General features: G+C 36.3%; 12 protein-coding genes. 10 read left to right on the forward strand and 2 right to left on the reverse strand.

Translation table 11 applies throughout. The features are described from left to right. Nucleotides 1-517 precede the first annotated feature (517 nt). The 5 genes from LBYS11_RS03025 (at nucleotide 518) to LBYS11_RS03040 (ending at nucleotide 9,889) form a co-directional block, all read left to right on the forward strand. Nucleotides 518-2,908: a hypothetical protein gene (locus LBYS11_RS03025; protein ID WP_103117437.1), complete on the forward strand. Its 2,391-nt coding sequence runs from the start codon at nucleotides 518-520 to the stop codon at nucleotides 2,906-2,908. A 691-nt stretch (nucleotides 2,909-3,599) separates the two neighbouring features. Next, entirely contained in the window at nucleotides 3,600-3,929 is a 330-nt protein-coding gene (locus tag LBYS11_RS03030) for a hypothetical protein (protein WP_103117438.1), read from the forward strand. A gap of 1,205 nt (nucleotides 3,930-5,134) precedes the next feature. Next, the gene (locus tag LBYS11_RS23440) at nucleotides 5,135-5,341 is read left to right on the forward strand and encodes a hypothetical protein (RefSeq protein ID WP_233732385.1); all 207 of its coding nucleotides are present in this window, start codon (nucleotides 5,135-5,137) and stop codon (nucleotides 5,339-5,341) included. Between the two features lie 96 nt (nucleotides 5,342-5,437). Continuing rightward, the gene (locus LBYS11_RS03035; RefSeq protein WP_103117439.1) at nucleotides 5,438-7,330 is read left to right on the forward strand and encodes a stalk domain-containing protein; all 1,893 of its coding nucleotides are present in this window, start codon (nucleotides 5,438-5,440) and stop codon (nucleotides 7,328-7,330) included. A 66-nt stretch (nucleotides 7,331-7,396) separates the two neighbouring features. After that, complete coding sequence (locus LBYS11_RS03040) at nucleotides 7,397-9,889, forward strand: S-layer homology domain-containing protein (protein ID WP_103117440.1); 2,493 nt, start codon at nucleotides 7,397-7,399, stop codon at nucleotides 9,887-9,889. Between the two features lie 86 nt (nucleotides 9,890-9,975). Here the strand turns inward: LBYS11_RS03040 and LBYS11_RS03045 are convergent, their stop codons facing one another. Together LBYS11_RS03045 and LBYS11_RS03050 are read right to left on the reverse strand one after the other, a co-directional pair. After that, complete coding sequence (locus tag LBYS11_RS03045) at nucleotides 9,976-11,232, reverse strand: efflux RND transporter periplasmic adaptor subunit (protein ID WP_103117441.1); 1,257 nt, start codon at nucleotides 11,230-11,232, stop codon at nucleotides 9,976-9,978. Beyond that, complete coding sequence (locus tag LBYS11_RS03050) at nucleotides 11,232-11,909, reverse strand: hypothetical protein (RefSeq protein WP_103117442.1); 678 nt, start codon at nucleotides 11,907-11,909, stop codon at nucleotides 11,232-11,234. The genes LBYS11_RS03045 and LBYS11_RS03050 overlap by 1 nt, the downstream gene beginning before the upstream one ends. A gap of 356 nt (nucleotides 11,910-12,265) precedes the next feature. Between LBYS11_RS03050 and LBYS11_RS03055 the strand changes: the two genes are divergently transcribed. The 5 genes from LBYS11_RS03055 (at nucleotide 12,266) to LBYS11_RS03070 (ending at nucleotide 20,829) form a co-directional block, all read left to right on the forward strand. Then, nucleotides 12,266-15,271 (forward strand): coiled-coil domain-containing protein, encoded by a 3,006-nt coding sequence (locus LBYS11_RS03055; RefSeq protein WP_233732389.1) that lies wholly within the window; start codon nucleotides 12,266-12,268, stop codon nucleotides 15,269-15,271. 20 nt (nucleotides 15,272-15,291) lie between these two features. Further along, nucleotides 15,292-16,260, forward strand: a complete 969-nt coding sequence (locus LBYS11_RS23445) for a hypothetical protein (RefSeq protein WP_233732392.1) — start codon at nucleotides 15,292-15,294, stop codon at nucleotides 16,258-16,260. A gap of 200 nt (nucleotides 16,261-16,460) precedes the next feature. Further along, nucleotides 16,461-17,528: a CAP and S-layer homology domain-containing protein gene (locus tag LBYS11_RS03060; RefSeq protein ID WP_103117443.1), complete on the forward strand. Its 1,068-nt coding sequence runs from the start codon at nucleotides 16,461-16,463 to the stop codon at nucleotides 17,526-17,528. Nucleotides 17,529-17,749: 221 nt separating this feature from the next. Continuing rightward, a complete protein-coding gene (locus LBYS11_RS03065; protein WP_009371892.1) occupies nucleotides 17,750-18,661 on the forward strand; it encodes a C40 family peptidase in 912 nt (303 codons plus the stop codon). A 233-nt stretch (nucleotides 18,662-18,894) separates the two neighbouring features. Beyond that, complete coding sequence (locus LBYS11_RS03070) at nucleotides 18,895-20,829, forward strand: N-acetylmuramoyl-L-alanine amidase (protein ID WP_103117444.1); 1,935 nt, start codon at nucleotides 18,895-18,897, stop codon at nucleotides 20,827-20,829. The last annotated feature ends 151 nt before the right edge of the window (nucleotides 20,830-20,980 follow it).

The following is a 20,980-nucleotide window of genomic DNA, read 5'->3' on the forward strand; positions in this document are numbered from 1 at the left end:
AGAAGCTGGTAAAGATTACACTGTAACTTTAGATGGCGAAAAGCTTGGTTCATTTAAAGGTATCGCAGCTGTAATTCCAACTAAAGTTGAATTAGTATCAACTGCGGTTCAAGGTAAACTTGGTCAAGAAGTTAAAGTTCAAGCTAAAGTAACTGTAGCTGATGGTCAATCTAAAGCTGGTATTCCTGTTACTTTCAACGTACCAGGAGACAATGATGCAGTTAAGCCAACATTAGTAGGGGAAGCTGTAACTAACGAAGAGGGTATTGCAACATATTCTTATACTCGTTATAAAGATACTACTGATGAAGTAACTGCTTACGCAACTGGTGATCGTTCTAAATTCTCACTTGGTTATGTATTCTGGGGCGTAGATACAATTCTTTCAGTTGAAGAAGTAACTACAGGTGCTTCAGTTAATAATGGTGCAAACAAAACTTACAAAGTTACTTATAAAAACCCTAAAACAGGTAAACCAGAAGCAAACAAAACATTTAATGTTGGTTTTGTAGAAAACATGAATGTTACTTCTGATAAAGTAGCAAATGCTACAGTTAATGGTGTAAAAGCATTACAATTAAGCAATGGTACAGCTTTAGACGCTGCTCAAATTACAACAGATTCTAAAGGTGAAGCTACATTCACAGTTTCTGGTACTAATGCAGCTGTAACGCCAGTAGTATATGATCTACACAGCACTAACAATAGCACTTCAAACAAAAAATATAGTGCATCTGCTTTACAAACAACTGCTTCTAAAGTAACTTTCGCTGCACTTCAAGCAGAGTATACAATTGAGTTAACTCGTGCTGATAATGCTGGAGAAGTTGCTGCAATTGGCGCTACTAACGGTCGCGAATACAAAGTTGTTGTAAAAGATAAAGCTGGTAACTTAGCTAAAAACGAAATCGTTAATGTTGCATTCAATGAAGATAAAGATCGTGTAATTTCAACAGTTACAAATGCTAAATTCGTTGATACTGATCCAGATACAGCAGTATACTTCACAGGCGATAAAGCAAAACAAATCTCTGTAAAAACAAATGATAAAGGTGAAGCTACATTTGTTATCGGTTCTGATACAGTAAACGATTATGCAACACCAATTGCTTGGATTGATATTAATACTTCTGATGCAAAACAAGGCGACCTTGATGAAGGTGAACCAAAAGCAGTTGCACCAATCTCTTACTTCCAAGCACCATACCTTGATGGTTCAGCTATCAAAGCATACAAAAAATCAGATCTAAATAAAGCTGTAACTAAGTTTGATGGTTCTGAAACTGCAGTATTTGCAGCAGAATTAGTAAACCAAAGCGGCAAAAAAGTAACTGGTACTTCTATTAAGAAAGCAACTTATACAGTTTACAATACTGGTGCTAATGATATTAAAGTAGATAACCAAGTTATCTCACCAAATCGTAGCTACACAGTAACTTATGAAGCTACTCTATCTTCTACAGGAACTGTTATTACACCTGCTAAGAATTTAGAAGTTACTTCAGTGGATGGTAAAACAACTGCTGTTAAAGTAATTGCTACAGGTATTGCTGTTAATACAGACGGTAAAGACTATGCATTTACTGCTAAAGAAGCTACAGCTACATTCACAGCTACAAATGAAGTTCCAAACTCTTACACTGGTGTAGCTACTCAATTCAATACAGCTGATTCTGGTTCAAACAGCAACTCTATTTGGTTTGCTGGTAAAAACCCAGTGAAATATGCTGGTGTATCAGGCAAAACATATAAATACTTCGGAGCTAATGGTAATGAAGTATTTGGTGAAGCGGCATGGGAAGCATTATTAACTCAATATGCAACTGATAATCAAAAAGTAACAATTTCATACAATGTAGATGGCGATAATATTACGTTTAAAGTAATTAGCGCAGTTCTTGCTAATCCTCTTACTGATGCAATTAAACCAGTTATGCCAACTACTCCTGTAGCTCCATCTACTGGCGTATTAACATTAACACCAGTAGCAAATAGTGTAGTTGATTTAACATCTGCAACTAATACTTTAGGAATTTCATTAGCTGATGCAGATCTTAATGTAAGTGCAACAACTGTTGACACTGCAACTGTTTCATTAAAAGATAGTGCAAATAATTCAATATCTCTAACATTAGTTGAAACTGGTGCTAATACAGGTGTATTCGCTACTACTGTTCAAGCTGGTACTCTATCTACTTTAGCTGCTGGTACATTAACAGTTACTTATGCAGATGCTAAAAATGCTGCAGGTGTAGCACAAGATATTAAAGCTTCTGTAACATTGAAGAAAACTGCTGGAGTTCTTTCAGCTGGAACGTTTACACAAGCATCAACAGTAACATCTGATACTGTTGCTGAATTTACTTCAAAATCTATTGCTTCTGATTATACATTTGTAACAGGTGAAGGTTTTGAAATTGAAATCAACGGTAGTGGTTCACCAGTTCTAGTTGACTTAGAAGGTAAAACAGGAGCGGCTGGTGTAGCTGCAGCAATTAATGCTGTAACAGGTACAGATGCTACTGCTACAGTAGTAGGAGATAAAGTAGTAATTAAAACAACTGCTGAGGGTTCTAGTGCATCGATTGCTGTAACTGCTTCAACTGTTTCACAAGTACTAAATAGTACGAAAACAGGTACAAATGGTAATACTACAGCAACTCCAGCTACTTATGCATTTACAATCAATACAGCTTTAGCTGCAGGTGAAAAATTAGTAATCAATGGCGTAGAATATACATTCAGTGCTGCTTCAAATACTGCTGCACTACAAGCTACTGAATTAGTAACACTTGCTGCTTCAAATGCATCATTTACTGTAACTAGCCCAGCTGCTGGTGAAGTTCTATTAACTTCAAAAGCTGCAGCAGGAACTACAATTACTGCTCCAGTTGTAGAAGTAAAATAATTAAAAATAGTGTGCACTGTGCGCACGAACAATTCTGACAATATACTACAATATAAAAATATATTGAGTGTAGTTAGATGTGGAAAGTCCTTTGTGAGAGTTATCTTGCAAAGGGCTTTTCTTTTTCGCACAAACCTCTGCTCATGTTTAGAGCCAGTATAGTTTATATGAATATACACCAATATGAATATACATCAACCGGGTCTGAAGCAAATGTTGATTCATTTACTACAAAAGTAGCAGTTTTTTTAGCTAACGATATTGCATTCTATTGCAATATACAGTAACTGTAACAGATGATGTAATTACAATTACTCAAAAAACAACAGCATCAATTTCTGATGTTTTATTAGCAATTGCTAATTAACATTCTGATCCTCATAAAAAATGGTAAATATATCATTGATTTAAAGAACAATCTTAGAACCCTCATCTTATCTAAGTTTACTTTCTACAGATAGCTCGCTCTCTAATATCCAATAAATATTGTATAATCTTCAAATTATTATAAATACTTGCCCGAAGCTTATTAATTTTTGTTCTGGGGCAACATAGTTTAATTACATATTAATTTCTCACATTTTACATGTATGAAGGAAAAGCTCCTTATTTCCAGAAGAATTTGATAGTCGCGTAATCTTTTTATAAGATAACAACTCTACTGAAAAGAGTAGTGCGATGTAGTAATAGAATGTATTCAAATAATAAGGTAATCCATTTCGCTTTATATGAAGCTTTTGAAGGTGAGGGGGTTAGTACAATCTCAATACACGAAGTAGGTTACGAATCACTATTATTTGAGAAAGAAGAAAACGATGAAACACTAGTTCAAACAAACATACTAGCACATTTACCAGAACCTGTAGTGACAACCTCAGTAAATTATACAGATGCAGAGGGTAATTATTATCTGTATTTATATGTGTCTCGTGATGAAATTGTATTACTACAGTACGAAGTGTGGTTAATTAATGGTGAAGAGATTCTCAATATCCTTGGAGGTAATGATGATGGACGTTAGGCGATATATTCAAATACAGGTGAAATGAGATACCTTCTACAGAGAAAGGAATGTTATAGGATATTACTGAGAATTTCTATCTGAACCACTAGAACCTATTATAGATTCTAGAAGAAGTAACCATAGAAGTAGATGAAATACTTTACTTGATTAATCGAATACAAGATGTAAACTCTGCATTATTATCCGTCATTACATTGTCTATTTAAAAGAATTGGTCATAGTTAAAGATGGCAATTAGACGTGTTAATTTATTAATTCACGACATTTCTAATGGAAATCTAACGACATTAGTAAATGCATTTAGCTGAAAAAGGAAGTGCATTCGACACATAGCATGTGCTATTTTTGTGTGCCTAAAAACTGATGATAGTATTATAACTGTCATGAGTACCTTTGGTCGCTTTTGATTGAAAGGAGGTGAGATTGGAAATGGGGAGAATTATTAAAAATAGTACTGGTGACAATTGTAACAGCCGTAATAGATTACGTGATAAGAGAAAAGATTGGTCATCCTATCTTATGGTAAGTAATTTAAAAAGAGGTAGATCAAAAATGAATGGGTAGGGTAAAAATGTAAAGTTTATTCACCCTACATTTTTTGATTTTTAGAAGGTTTCAAAATTCAAAGAAACTTGAGCTACATAGTGTAAGCAAATCAAGCAAGTGAACCTTTTTAGAATGATACAAGGGATTATATGTAAGAGGTTGAAAATGAACGTATTAGAGAGTTTTCAGGTTGGTTAGAGAATGAAGAAAAAGCAGTTGCAACAATAAATAGTTACAGGAGTGATGTAAGAAGTTTAATAAATACTTAGATGATAAGGATGTCGATCCAGAAGTACTACTTTACGTTTTTTATTTACTAATTACATGTAGCAATCAGAAGAAGAAGGTATAGCAGTGACTACGATTAATTAGAAAGTGAATTCTGGAGTATAATGATTGACTCTATGTATGAAAAGTTGTTTGATGATGTATTCATTAGTATAAAGAAAGATAAAGTGAAATTAGCTGCTGGAAGTGAAGCAGATGTTAGTTTACACAAGTAGTTGAATAGTTTTTGTTTCACTAGAGAAGGGGATTAACATAATAAACTAATTCTTAACTTTCTTTTGTGATTATACAAAAGTCTTGTAACCTTTTTTGAAATAACAAGTCTACTTAAGAAAATAGCTTTGTGATATATACAATTGAATTAGAGAATGAAGTTACTAATCAAATACTATTCAAACATAGAACGATCTGAATCAGGCAAGATTTCAACTTCATTACTTGAAAATTCAATTCGATGGTGGTCGTATAAAGGGGTTAATCGAACAGCAACAACTTTCCTAGAAAATATTCATGAAATTCTGGAAATCCTTATTGTTTTATATGAAGCTTTCGAAGGAGAAAGGCTAGCACCCTAGTACCAAATTCTACTCTTTTCGATATAAATCCCACATTTTAGGGGTTTTTCGTGTTAAGATGATAAAGACTATTGTAAGAGGAAAAAGGAGATTAAGATGTTTAAGAAACTTAGGACTACATGTATTGTATCGGCAGTTGCGTTGGCTACGATTTTGCCAGGACAAGCGTCTGCATCAGCTACTAGTAACAATGGAATTCAGATAAAAAACAATGTTTCGATTACGATTAATGGAGAGACGATTCAAGTCAATGATCCTATTTTAAATAAGTCGGACTTCTTGTTATTACCAATGCGTGCATTATATGAAGCGGTTGGTGCAAGTGTGGATTGGGATAAGGAAACGTTGACTGCATCGGCGATTCGCAATGGTAAGATGGTTGATTTAACGATCGATTCGATGACTGCTTTAATAGACGGAGAAGAGGTTGCAATGGATGTTGCGCCATTTATGTATAAGGATCGTACTTATATGCCATTACGTTTCGTCAGCGAAAATTTTGATGGTGTTGTTAATTGGGATGAGGCTACCCAATCGGTAGATATTACATTATCAGATGAAACAACAGCACCACCGCAGGAAGACCCATATATCTTACATATCAATAACAAACGTATCGTTATGAAAGATCCGATTGTTTCAAAGGATGGAAGAACCTATTTACCTGCTAGCTATATTTATGATTATTTAGATGATTCATCTGGTACTTGGCAACCTGATGGTTCCTTTGAATTGTTAATTGGTGGGATGAGCTTTATTTTCAAGGATAACAGCAATCAGGCTTTGGTAAACAATGAAGCAGTGACAATGATCGAAAAGCCATTTATACAAAAAGGTAAAATGTACATTCCTACCAAGTTTCTTGTGGACGCATTAGGCGGAAATTTACGCTATATCACAGAGAAAAAAGAAATGTATATTTATGTTTACCGTTATATGTTCACAAGCCCCTTCCTAGATAAATCATATGGCACGACGTCATCACCCGAGGCTGTTCCTTCTGCTCGTTTAGAGGGGGATCGTGACTTATTTATTAGTGATAATCCAGAAACGTTAACACGTAAGCTTGTACCAATGAATAATGCGACGCTCGCCCAATATGATGTCAAACCAACTGCGGCAACGAATAAGCATCGTATTTTTGGCTGGCATTACAATACATTAGGTACGGATGTCAATCTTGGGATTACCGTTCAAAATAAGTCTACGACAGAGAGCATTAAAGTGACTGACTCGAAGGGCATTAGCCAAAAAACGGGTAATAGCTGGGTAGGTCATGACCTTGGCTTGACTATTGCGGACGCTACTTTAAATAACAAGCTTCAAAAATCGGAAAGTAGTGGTATTGTCATTGGACCAGGGGAAACAAAGGTCATTGAAACATACGATTTACACTATGATTATATTATCGGTTTTTTACATGATTTAGATATTCAAGCAGTCAATGGTGGAAAGCCAGAGTATACAATTCGTACAGTGCTTTCGAAAGATAATACAGATTTAACAACTATCCAATCGGAGCAGGTTGCCGTGGATGAGTATGCGAAGCATCCAAGAGGTGCTTGGCCAAGTGCGACAATTCTAGCAGAGCTACCTGAATATACAGTAGATTCTCCTGAGGTAGGCTATAACATTTCCAATGGCCGTACAGACCATTTACAAACGGCTGAAAATTCATTTTCTCAAATCAATGGTGCTGTAGGAAACCCAGGTCACTTCGGTATGAACTATAAAGTGTCCATTCCTGTTATCAATCCAACAGGCTCTACAAAAACGATTAAGCTGAAGTTAGCTGGTCGAGGAGGTTTATACAGCGGAGCGATTAAGGTGAATGGCAAAGTGTATTTAGTGCCTTCTTTAAGAGTAGGGGCAGAGTATGTTGAATTACCAGATTTCAAGATGAAGGGTTCAAAAGATACGATTGAATTAGAGCTAATGCATGCTGGTGGTGTCAATCTTCCAGTAGCGATCTATGTAGAAACAAAATAAAAAAGTCACTGGCACGGGTCATGTGACATGGTACGTGCCATACTTTGAATTAATTCGGAGTGAAAAATGGCAAGAAAACTAATAACGATTATTGTAGTCCTATTCATGCTTACACTAACAGTTAGCCCCATCAATGGACAAGCTGCTGGTTTAGGCAATAAAGTCAGTGAAGTTAAAACAGAGGTTTCACCACAGGTAATACACTCACAGCAAAACTATACGTCAGGTTCGATACGTCAGTTTGTAAATGTTTTAGATGTTAATTTAAATAATACATATACAAAACTAGAAATTGGTATGCCAAATCCTATTAATTCATTAAAAACAACATCAGCGATGGCCAAGCAAAACACATATGATGGGCATCGTGTGGTTGGGGCTGTCAATGCCTCTTATTTTTTAGGAAATGGTATGCCTGCGAACTTGTTAGCAGAAAACAATGAAATTGTGAACTATGGTATTTTGGGAGATACATATGATAGCCCAACACAAAAGCCAGTTGCATTTGGTTTATCGAAATCAGGAAAAGCGATTGCAGATTATTATTCTACGAATCTAACTTTCCAAGTGAATGGCAAAAGCTATCCTATTGATCTTATTAATAGTGAACGAGGAACAAATAAAAACGTTTTATATACACCTGAAAAAAAATCAACAGGGACAAATACATGGGGGGTAGAACTCGTTGTGTCGGGCGCTAGCCAAGATACAAGTACCTTGCATTTTGGTGATCAGTTCTCAGGTACAGTATCTCATGTAACAGCTTACGGAGCAGAAGGTAACTCTTCTGTACCAACAGATGGCTTTGTTATCTCTGTCCAAAATAAAGAGTTAGCCGCTGAATTAAGTAGTATTACAGCAGGTTCAAGCGTGGATGTCAGCTTATCGATCGATCAAAAATGGATGGATGCACAGTTCATTTTAGCTGCTGGACCAATGCTTGTGCGTAACGGCAAAGTGGATATTTCTATGCCAACGAATTCAGGGTTTGCTTCTACACGTAGTCCACGTACAGCAGTAGCTATAGATGCTACAGGTACAAAGGTATCTCTTGTAACGATTGATGGTCGCATAAGTGGTCATAGTAATGGTGTTAATTTATCAGATTTAGCTGCTCATTTAATTTCAGTGGGTGCTTCTTCGGCTATTAACCTAGATGGAGGCGGCTCTACAGCAATGGTGGCGCGTAACCCAGGAGGTTATTTCGCCAACCTAGTGAATAGACCGTCAGAGGGTAGTGAACGTCGTGTATCTGCCATTTTACAGGTAGTGAATACAGCGCCACCAGGGAAAGTAAAATCAATTACGTTAAGTAGTGTTGGTCAGGTAATGAAAGGTTCTTCTGTAGATATGCAGGTTGTAAGTGCCTATGATCAATACTTGAATCCAATGACCATCAACCCAGCAAATATGAACTGGACAGTTGAAGGTAATATCGGCAAAATGGCTGGTGCAACCTTCACAGCAACACAAAAGGGTGAAGGGAAAATTATTGGAGAGTATGAAGGAATTCGTACGTCTACAGCTGTGAAAGTAGTAGATCTAGCAGAAAAACCTATTGTACTAGATAGCTTTGATAATACGTCATCTTGGACAACAGAAGTGGCGAAAGCTAATGCTTCATTAGCAAGCTCTAAAGAGTATGCAAGACAGGGAACGGCTAGCTTACAATTAAACTATGATTTCACAACAGCAGGTACAGGTACAAAAGCAGCCTATATGGTTGCGAAAACACCAATTGCTATTTCAGGGCAGCCTAAAAATATCGGTCTTTGGGTATTTGGCGATGCTGGTAAGCATTGGCTAAGAGGCGTTGTCATTGATGGTGCTGGAGCTAAGCATACAATTGATTTTACAAGCCAGGGTGGTTTAGACTGGAGTGGTTGGAAGTACGTGACGGCGAATATTCCGAGTGACTTACCACAGCCATTGAAATTCGAGCGTTTGTATGTTGCTCAGCCAACAGCTTCTCTTCAAAAGAAAGGTCAGCTGTATTTCGATCAATTACAAGCCGTTTATAAAGATAATAATGAGGAATTAGTTTATACAGATGTAACAAAAGGACATTGGGCATTTTCCGAAATCCAAAGTCTATATGATCAATCTCTTATTAAAGGATACTCTAATGGAACATTTAAACCAGAGGCATCCATTACACGTGCAGAGGCAGCTACGATTATTGCCAGAGCGCTGAATCTAACTACAACGAAGGATTCTAGCTTTAAAGATGTGAGTAAGAGCCATTATGCATACAGTGCCATTGCCGCAGTTGAGCAGGCGGGCATTATTAAAGGGCAAGAGGCAGGGAAGTTTAATCCAAACGGACAGCTTTCACGTGCTGAAATGTCTGCCATTTTAACAAGGGCCTATAAATTAACAGGTACAAGTAAAGTAAGCTTCTCTGATGTGAAATCAACACATTGGGCTTACAGCCATATCCAAGCACTTGTGGCAAATGATTTAACTGGAGGCTTCCCAGATAACACTTTTAGACCAGATGCACAAATTACACGTGCTCAATTTGCAAGCTTCTTAAATAGATGTTTATCATTAAAATAAAAATGACGAATCCCCTGTAGTAATCTACAGGGGATTTCTTTTGTAAAAAAACCGCCTTGTCCATAAAAAGACGAGGCAGATTTAGGTTAGAAAACGATATATTTCACATATTGCTTCCAAGTTAGCTCTTTAAAATGGCTCCATTGGATTTTCTCAACAGGTAATGTTCTGAAGGTATAGGCTTCGAGATTACGTTTCTCATTAGAGAGCATTGGCGTACCTTCATCAAGATAATCCATAAAAATAGCTGACTTAGCCGTTTTAAATTGCACATTGACATCAATTAGCTGAATTTTACCGTCCTGATTGATGATATATAACTTTTTGTTCCCATTTTTAGCTGTGGCTAGCCACGATTTATCGACTTTATAGGAATCGAATGCTTCGTTGACAATAATAGAGGCTTTGCCAGTTGTCGAAAATGGAATGTCCTCGAGTGGGGCATCTTGCTGTAAGGTCACTTCATAATTAGTTGGTTGTGGCAAGGCAGCCGTTTTGGCTAACTCATTTGCCCAAACTGTCTGATCGTCAGTAGCAATCGTTTGTTTTTCTAATACGATGCCAGATAGATCATCCTTGACATGTTTCACCTCGAAATCTACAGTTTGCCCTTCCTCCACCTTTTGCCATTCCTTTTCTGATAAATAGGCATACATTGCTTTTTCATTCGAATAGATTTCAAAAGTTAGCGCACCAGCTTCTTCCTTAATCGCTGCCACAACACCATCAATAGGGCTGACAATACCCTGACGAGATTGAATTTGTGTAATTTGGGCTTCAAGTAACGCAATTTGACGATTTGTTTCAGCAATATGTCGATTTAACAGGGCAACCGCTGTAGATGCTGAATTTTGTTGAGCAAGCTCTAATTTTAGCGTTACAGATAGCTTGTCATTGATTTGATCCGTATTAATGGAGCTTTTTGGATTAGAATCATCACCATATTCATCCTCAATTTGATCAAGTGCATCCTGTAAATCTTGTAATTCTGTTTCATAGGCTGTGCGTTCAGATTCAAGCTTTGTTAACTCCTCATCCACCTCATCTGTTTTATAGGTAGCAAGTACATCATTCATCATCACTTCTTGGCCACGCTTTACATTCACAGCTGATAAGCTAGTTGCATCAGCAGTGATCGTGTATGTCTCAGCAGGTGCTACAATAGTTTCTTTATGAACACGCTCTGTATTCGTGCCGATATAAGCTTTTTGAAATTCATCGATAAAGTAGGATCGTGTCACGTTGCTATTATCTTTAAAGACAAAATAAGCATTTATGCCGATTACTAGCATTGCTAACACGATGGTCGTAGTTGTCCATGGTCTTGTTTTGATAAATGCCATCATCCTAACCCCCTAGCAATCCATTCTTTAATTGGTAGTACACTAATCAAACCAACAAATATGGCCATAAATAGCTGTATACCAATCAATTTGACTACTAACATTTTTCTACTAGCCTCTTCCTCCCATTTTGATAGGAAGAGGTACTGTACAATAATGATTAAAACAGTAGTTACCGTCAATTGATTGAGGGTAAATAACACGAAATCTGTTTCAATCACCTGTAAGGCAGCAGGAGCTAAGGAGAAGAAAGAAAACATGGTTGTATAGCCTACAGCATAGAAAACAGCAAAGAGGATTGCTTTTTCAATTAATAGAAAGGCTACAACATAAAGCTGTACTCTTTTTATCCAAGTATAAGGAATGTCCGTTAATAGATGTAAAAGATAGGTAACACCATAATAGTGGAAGCAAAAATAGATGATTGCCCATAAAATGGCACCAAGCATCGAAAGTATACGTGCTACATAGTATTCATTTTGTAAATCCTTTGCGAATAAGGACGTTAAATTTTCTGTCCCCATTCCCCAATATTCGCGAGCAGCAAACAACAGGATGAAAAGAATGAACACCGTTAGTACTCGTTTTTTATATCCGATGACCTTGCCTTCCTCTACGATGCTAGTAAAGTAGGTAGGATTTTTTAAGCTATGCCAGAACTTATAATGGTAAAACATAAAACAGCGTCCTTTCTTCCAAAATAGGATATCAAAGTTGTAGTATACACCTTGTAAAGATATTATGACATATGAAAATAGCTGTTTTTTTCCAATAAATTCATTGAAAAAACATAATCTCTTATTATATGTCAATTGATGAAAACCTTATATAACACCATTGTATAGTATAATTGAAATAACTTCCTGTTTTTCTAGCTAGTAATTTAGAAAAATTACTTTTGATATGTCTCATTTTGTAAATATATTAGAATGGCTTGAAATCAAGCAATTTTTACCGATACTAAAGTCATAAATTCTAAATGAAAATGAATACAATCATTTTCCTATACATAAACGATGAAAGGGTGGTTCGATTGAATCGAAAATTGACAGCAGGGGTCATAACGGGTCTTTTATTGGCACCTACGGCTATAGCGAACGCACACGCACAGGACAACGAAGGACAGGAGCACATCTCAATACAATCAGAAAAGGTAGCTTATGCAAATGAGGTTGCAGCAACTATAGCAAGGGAACAACTTATTGCACAATTTGGCAAGCTATCAGAGAATTCATCAGATAATGAAATGGTTATTGCAGATGGTGATATAACGATTGTACAAAATTCAGCTGATTTTAATGCCGATGAAAAAGCTTTTATACAAGCGAAATATGACTATGTAGTTAAGCAACGACTACTGTTAAAGAAGCTTAAGGAAATTAGCGATAAGATGGGTACTATTTCATATACCAGCAAAACATTTATTAACGATGTGAAAAATGTACAAAGCCAATATGAAACATTTTTAGGAGATGAATCAACAGCGACATCCTATCAATATGTGCAAGACCAATTCAACCAAGTTGTTCTTGCTGCACTTAATAATGGGGCGAAGGATATTGCCTCAACAGTTCGTGGCACAGTGTTGCAATATGGCTATGATGAAATAGCACGCAATGTCTATTTTAAAGGCAAGGGAATGGATGTTGACAAGTTAAGTAAGCTGAAAGTGGACGTAGCAAAAGTAGAACCGGTCATTACAGAATTAGATCAGTTAGTTGAGTTATTGGAGAAATCTACGGATTATTCAGCTATTTCTCCTGGAATGAATAGTTTTACCACGAATTATAATGCGCTGACAGCAGAGCAAAAGAAAGTGGTCGAAGCTTATAATCCAAATGATGATAAAATCACACCTTTTAAGAAGTATAAGGATGCCTTGTCAGGTTTATCTGCTTTAGATAAAGTGACTTCCAGCATTGTACAGTTAAAAGGTAAGCAACCTGCAGATTTCACTTCAGCCTCAAGCTTTATTAGTGCTGTGACGGCTGTTGAGAAAGCCTACAATAGTCTGGATGCAGCCTCCAAACAATTATTAAAAACGGAATATGAAAGTATTGCACAATATCTTAAAGCAGCAAATATTTCGAAAAGCATTTCAGGGTTGCGTGTATCCAAAGAAGATGTATACCGTACAACAGTCAAAGACATAAAAGCGGAATACGATCTCTTAACGGAAGGTAAAGGTTTTGTTAAAAACATAGGAGACCTAGATCTGGCGTTAGCAAATATTGCATATGCAGAGGATATTGAAGGAAAGATTAAAGCCATTAATGTTGTAGAAGAAGCTAATAAAGTAGCTGCTATTAAAGCTGCACGCGAAGCCTATAATAATCCTTCAGGCACAAATATCAATGCGTCCAATGTGAAAAAAATCGTCAATAATCTAGCAGAGCTCACAGCGTGGGAGAAAAATTTAGGTGCTGCCTTAAAGGTAGATAAGTTAATTGATAGCCTTGATCCAACTGCAAAAAACTTTGAAAGTAAGACGCTTTCAGCTTGGACTGCCTATAACAAGCTAAGTGAAAATGATAAAAAGTTAGTGCAAGGTGCTACAAAACTAACACTGTTTCAAAAATACGCTGATATATCCAAAAAAATTGCTACATTAAAGCCTACTGCTGACTACAGTACACAGCTTGCCTCGTTGAAAAATCTAGTAGATCAATTAGATGCAACAGGTAGTGGCTATGAAATGGCTCTTAATAATTTGAAAACAAAGCTAACAGAAGAATTAAAGGCTTTGACAGATGAAGAAACAGCCGTAGAACAGGTTACAGAAAAAATTACGAATCTTGGAGCATCCACTAATGTAGCAATTGAAGAAATACTGGCTGCACGCTCAGCTTACAATGCATTATCAACGACAGCTAAAAAGCGTGTGACAAATATTAAAGTGTTAACAGATTTAGAGAAATCCTATAAATCAGTCGTTAATGTTATATCTCTCTTTGAAAAACTAGATTCCAATTCAAAAAGCTATATTTCTAAAGCAAAGTCAGCTTATATGGCTTACGCGAAGTTAGATGATAATTATAAGACGTTTGTCCAAAATTATAAAGATTTAAAAGATGTAATTCCTGCGATTGATGTAATGGTGCAAATTAGTGCATTAAGCCCTTCTAAAAAAACGTATAAAGATGATGTGGTAAAAGCACAAGAAGCGTTTAATAAATTGGGTGAATCTCTTAAGGCAAAGGTAGTAAACAGCCAGGACCTAACAAACGCACAAGGCTATATCAATTCGGCCAAAGCATTTGATGACCGTATTATAGCCTTAGCAAATGAAGGCCCTGACACATTTGTCAAAAAGGTAGCCGAGCTTACATTAGAATATAAAGCAATGGATAAGAACGCGCAGAAGCTAGTGGAGCAAGCCAAAATGTTAAGCTCCTATGAAAAGGATAACAAGGCGGTAATCAAGGTTATCCAAATGATTGATGCCTTAAATCCAACAAATAAGGATTATACAAAAAAGGTTCTTGATGCACGTAAAGCCTATAATGCACTTGATCAAGTTTCCCAAAAGCGAGTGACAAACTATGCTAATCTCACTGCTGTAGAGGATGTTGCTTCCTTGATTGGTCTCATTGCCTCATTAAAGCCAACAAGTAAAACTTTCTATCAAGATATGAAAACAGCGCGTGAGCTTTATGATGCATTGCCAGCAGAGAAGCAGCAAGCGATCGTGAACTATGATGCACTGGTAGCAGCAGAGAATGAACAAGGATTAGCACAAAGTGTGGTCGAGCTAATTAAATTAACAGAAGTGCAAGATGCTGACTATTTAACGAAGCTGATGAATGCGCGTGTAGCATACGATAAGCTGTCATCTGACCAAAAGAAATTAGTAACGAATATTAAAGATTTAACAACACGTGAAAAAGCAGTGAAACCAATTTTAAGTGTGATGGTTCAAATTAATGAACTAGATCCAGAATCAACAAGCTTTGTTAGTAAGGTAAACTCAGCACGTAAAGCGTATGATAAATTATCGAAAGATCAAAAAAATACATCGATAATATTAATATTCTCTTAAAATTTGAGCCTGTCTCTAATGTGATGGAATTGATTAGTAAACTTAAATCTTCAAGTAACACATTCCTTCAAGATACATCACGAGCACGCTCACTTTACGATGCACTACCTGACGATATGAAGCAATATGTGACAAACTACTACTTATTGCAAGCAGCGGAGTCTAGTATTTTAGGGGCTGGTAATGTCATGCAAATGATTGATGACTTACCATCCGTTGATCCAAAGCAATATGTGAAACGTATTCAAGAAATCCGTGCTGCTTACAATGCTTTACCAAAGGATCAGCAAAGGGCTGTTCAAAATTATAAAGTGCTACAAGATCAGGAAAAGCTAATAAAGCCTGTAATGAGTATTGTAGAAGATATAGACCGATTGCTAACGGCAAAAGATATGGATAGCCAATACCAAAAGATTTTAAAAGCCTATGATAAGCTCAATGCGGATCAACGTCGCTATGTTTATAACGACCAGCTATTGCTTTCGCTAGATAATGTTATAAAGGTTTATAATAATATTGCTAAATTGAATCCAAAGGATAAATATTACTTTGGCATGGTGGAAGCGGCGCGTAAAGAATATGATAGTTTGAATACGACAGATAAACAACGTATCTCCAATTATGCTCTTTTACTCGAAGCAGAGAAAAGTTTAGCTGATGTGAAGAAGGTTGTGGAGATCATAGCGGGACTGTCTCCAAGCTCTTCAACGTATATTGAAGATGTGGCGAATGCCGTTGCTGCCTATAAGGCATTGGACTCTAAAATTAAAGGACAGGTAATTAATGAGGATGTCTTAAAGCAGGCTGAAAAAGATGTGGCTGCCGTTCTCAAAGTTGTTCAAGCGATCGGAAATATTGATCCAGACAGCTCCTCATTCGAGAAAAAAGTGTTAGCTGCTCAAAAAGATTATAGTAATTTGTCAATTGAGCAACAGGGCTTAGTGTATAATTACCGCATTCTAGAAGACTATCTTAAAATGATTCAATAGTATGATAAAAAAGGAGTTTTCCCAATCAATATAACGGGAAAACTCCTTTTATAAGTAAGAAAAAATGAATCCTAATATTAATTTCCAAAAAAGTGAAACTATATCATCTGAAATTCGTATCTTATAGTATAAATGGTCGCTTTGACTGGGAGGTACCATTTCATACATTTTCATTTTGCCAACGTGAGGAGGTCGCCCTGTTGAAAAAATTATTGAGTATAATGGTACTTTCAATAGCTGCAACCATAGGAAGTTTAACTAGTTTTAGTCAAGTAGAAGCAGCGTCTGCTAAGGTAGTAGATGTGACAAATTCATACTGGGCAAATGCCTCGATTCAACATATGCTCACAAAACAATATATGACTACATACAACGACAACACTTTTAAGCCAGAGCAAGCTATTACAAGGGCGGAGGCTGCTGCTGCCATTGCTCGCTCTCTTCAAACAAACATTGACATTGAGAACCCTGTAAAATTCAAGGATGTTCCTACAACACATCCATATTACAAGGAAATTTGCCAGCTTGTTAAACTGGGAGTTATTCAAAAAAGTGATGCCTTTCATCCAGAAGAGCCTTTAAAGCGTATGCAGGTAGCAAAAATGCTAGCACTAGCTTACCAAATTAAAGTAGATGGCAAAAATAATAGCCAGTTTGCGGATATTTTGCGTACGCATTGGGCAAAAGACTATATTGAATCCTTAGCAGATATCGGCATTATTGGTGGAGTGGATGCTAAGCATTTTGCTCCTGACCAATTGGTAACACGTGCACAGTTTGCTGTTTTTGTTGAGCGAAGCATGATTTTTCAACAAAAAATTAAGGCATTGGAAGTAGCCTATGACTATCTAGCAAAGGATTATATCCCAACTGTAAACCTTTCTTCTGAGTGGTCAAAAAAGGTGATTGAATTAATTAATGTTGAAAGACAGAAGAATAAGCTAGAACCTGTTGCTTATGATTCGAAACTTACACAAATTGCCATTATTAAAGCGCAGGACATGGTAAATCGCCATTATTTTGAACACGTTTCTCCATTTTATGGGGCACCCTGGGATTTAGCGACATTATTTGATTACAATTATACAAGTTTTGGAGAGAATATTGCTAGAAATATTAAAACACCTGAAATTGCTGTTAAGGCATGGATGGCTTCACCTAGCCATCGAGATAATATTTTAAAAGAGCACTATACGAACACAGGTGTTGCAATAGCACAGGATAACAAAGGAAATTACTATTGGGTCCAAATGTTCTCTAGTCAATAAGTTGTTGTGTAACAAAGAATCGCTAATATTACAGAAATGTTACGAAAGTTCCAAATAACGATAAAAAAATCCACTTTTTAACGCTGGAAATACCACCAAACGTTGGTATTACAGCGTTTTTTTGCTGTCTAAAACCGTTACACAATTGAAAAATAACATTCGCCTCTTTTGTGATAGCCTATGTATAGGCAAAAAAGTTTTGAGAGGGGTATAACAAAAGTATGAATAAGAAATGGTTATTACCGATTTTTGCATCATTTATGTTATTTTCAACTACTAATATTAATACTGCTGAAGCAGCGTCTAAAGCAGATTTAACTGATACAGCTTCTAAATATTTAGGTGTTCCATATAAATACGGCGGTACAACAACAAGCGGTTTTGATTGCTCTGGCTTTACTTCTAAAGTATTTTCAGACTTAGGCATTCAATTAAACCGTACGTCGGGATCTCAATATCAACAAGGTACTGCAGTTGCCAAGAGTGATCTTCAAGTTGGCGATTTAGTATTTTTCAATACAAGTGGTAGTGGTATTTCACATGTGGGGATATACATAGGTGATGGTAAAATGATCCACTCTCAAACTGGTCAAGGTGTAAGCTACTCAAATGTTAATGACCCATATTATTGGGGCGATCGTTATGTAGGTGCTAAACGTGTAGCAACATTTGATGCTCAACAACAGGCTGAAGTAAAACAAGCAGCTATTGACTTTTCCGTATATGCTTCTCGTGCAGAGGTAGCAGTACAAATTGCAAAAGCTTTAAACTTAGATACATCTGATACTACTACTAGTTTCGTAGATGTAAAACCTACATATGCTCATGCAGGTGCTATTGCAGCTGTAGCAAAATTAGGTATCTTTGAAGGCGATGCAAATGGTAAATTCAACCCGTCTTCACCAATTACGCGTGCACAAATTGCTAAAGTATTAGTGTTAGCATTTGGTCTTGAAAATAATGGTGGAAGTGTAGCATTTAGTGATGTGCCTCAAAAGAGCTGGGCTAATGAATATGTTTCTACTCTAGCGTCAAATGGCATTACAAATGGTGACGGAGACGGTAGCTTCGGTTCCGATGAATTATTAAAAATCGAACAATTAAAAGTTTTTATTGAAAGAATTCAACAATAAGTTCATAAAGTTAACACTTTAATTGTGTCATAGATTGCAAGAAATGATCTTTTGAATAGCGTATAATGGAAGAAGGGTTTGCAATAGCAGACTCTTCTATTTTTATGATAATTTTGTAGGAAAGGATGTGAATTGGAAAATTAAATTTTAACAGTTCTATTGTATGATGCTTTATTTAGCTAATTTTGTTAAAATGGACACGTTAAGAGAACAAGAAGGGAGGAAATAAGACATTGAACATCAAAAAAATTAGTCTTATCTTGTGCGTCTTATTCATTTCGGCTTCTATGTTTACGATACATAGTGCAAGTGTCAGTGCAGCTAACAATTCAAATATAACATTTGAAGATGTTACTAAAAATCACCCAGCCTATGAAGAAATCAATTATTTAGTAAATTTGGGGGTAATTCAAGGTTACTTTGTGAATGGTAAGAGAGTCTTTGGCCCAAATAATAGTGTTACAAGAGGACAAGCAGCTAAAATGGTTGTTGTTGCCTCTGGTAATAAACCATTAGTTGTAAATAAATCTAGCTTTTCAGATGTTACAGTTGGCACTGAAATGTCAGGTTATATAGAACGTGCTGTACAGCTAGGATTTTTCGACAAAAATATAAAAGGTCAATTCTTACCAAATAAGCCTCTAACTCGTGGAGAAATGAGTTATGTATTAACAAAGGCTTTTAATTTAGATACTAGTGAGTATGAGGGGATCGACTCTCCTTTTACTGATGTAGGAATTACACATGAATATGTGAAATACATCAATACCATCTATTATAATGGCATTACAAACGGAACAGGTAATACGTATTTACCGAATAGCACTGTAACACGTTCTCAATTCTCATTATTCGTTGCACGTGCAAACAGTGAAAAATATCGATTAGAGCTTCCAGTAAAAGGTGTACAAGTTCCAGATACATCACAAGTCATTGGCTTAGTGAAGGTCACTACAGATGGGTTAAACATCCGTAAGACAAAAGATTCTACTTCAAGCACGAACATTGTAGGCAAAGTCAATACAGGCGGTAAATTATCAGTCTACGCTGTTGAAAGTAATTGGCTAAAGGTTACTTATAAAGGCGCATATGCCTATATCTATAAGCAATATGCAGAATTTGTAGATGCAGATGGCAATGCGTTAGGAACAGTCGAAAAAGAAGTAACGACAAAAAATGCTGTCAATTTATATGTGAAGCCTACATCTTCTGCAAAAGTCATTTCATCGATTAAAGCGAACGAAAAACTTCCTGTTTACAAAACAATTGGTGGCTACTACTTAACACAAGTAAATGGTTTACCAGGTTATATTGTAGCGAATAGCACTACGGATATTGTGGAAGAAGAAAAGCCAAATCCAAACCCAAATCCAAACCCAAATCCAGATCCAACACCACCAGCTTCTGGTGATGTGCTAGGTAGAGTAACGGTTGCTAATTTAAATGTTCGCAGTCAAAGTAACTCTACATCAGCCGTGTTATTTAAGCTGAATAAAGGAGAGTATGTCCAAGTTAATAACATTAGTGGTTACTGGGCAGAAATCACCTATAATGGCCAATCAGGCTATGTTCACAAGTCTTATTTGAAACTACTAAATCAAACAGCTAAACCTTTACAAAATCGTATTATCATCCTAGACCCAGGTCATGGTGGTAAAGATCCAGGTACAGTAAAGGGCTCTGCTTCTGAAAAGAACATTACATTAAAAGTCAGCACACAAGTGAAACAATTACTAGAGAATGCTGGTGCAAAAGTTTATATGACACGTACTGGTGATACGTATCCATCCTTACAAGATCGCGTAGACTTTACTCAAGCAAACTATGGTGAAATTTTTGTAAGTGTTCATGTCAACTCTGCTGCTAATACGTCAGCGTCTGGTACTGAAACATATTATGCAATATCTACAGGAGATATGTATCAGGAAGACATTGATTTAGCGACATATGTTAATAATCAAATTGTCAACAATTTAAATATGAAAAATCGTGGTGTCAAGCAAGAGCAATACTACGTAATTCGTAATATGGTGATCCCTTCTATTCTAGTAGAACTTGGTTTCTTAACGAATGCAGAGGATAACAGTAAAATGACAAATGATCAATACGTTAAATTATTTGCAGAATCTATTTATAATGGTATTTTGCAATACTATAAAAAACAATAATTGATTAAGAGACGATTCCAAAGGTGTACTAGCCTTTGGGATCGTTTTTCTTATTCTCTATATACCCACATAAGAAAAAGACAAACTAATTGATAAAAATGGCTATAAAATTTTTCTAATCATACAAATAAAAGCTAATTAGATTGCTTGC

The organism is Lysinibacillus sp. YS11, assembly GCF_002896375.1.
In the GTDB taxonomy this organism is placed as follows: Bacteria; Bacillota; Bacilli; order Bacillales_A; family Planococcaceae; genus Lysinibacillus; species Lysinibacillus capsici.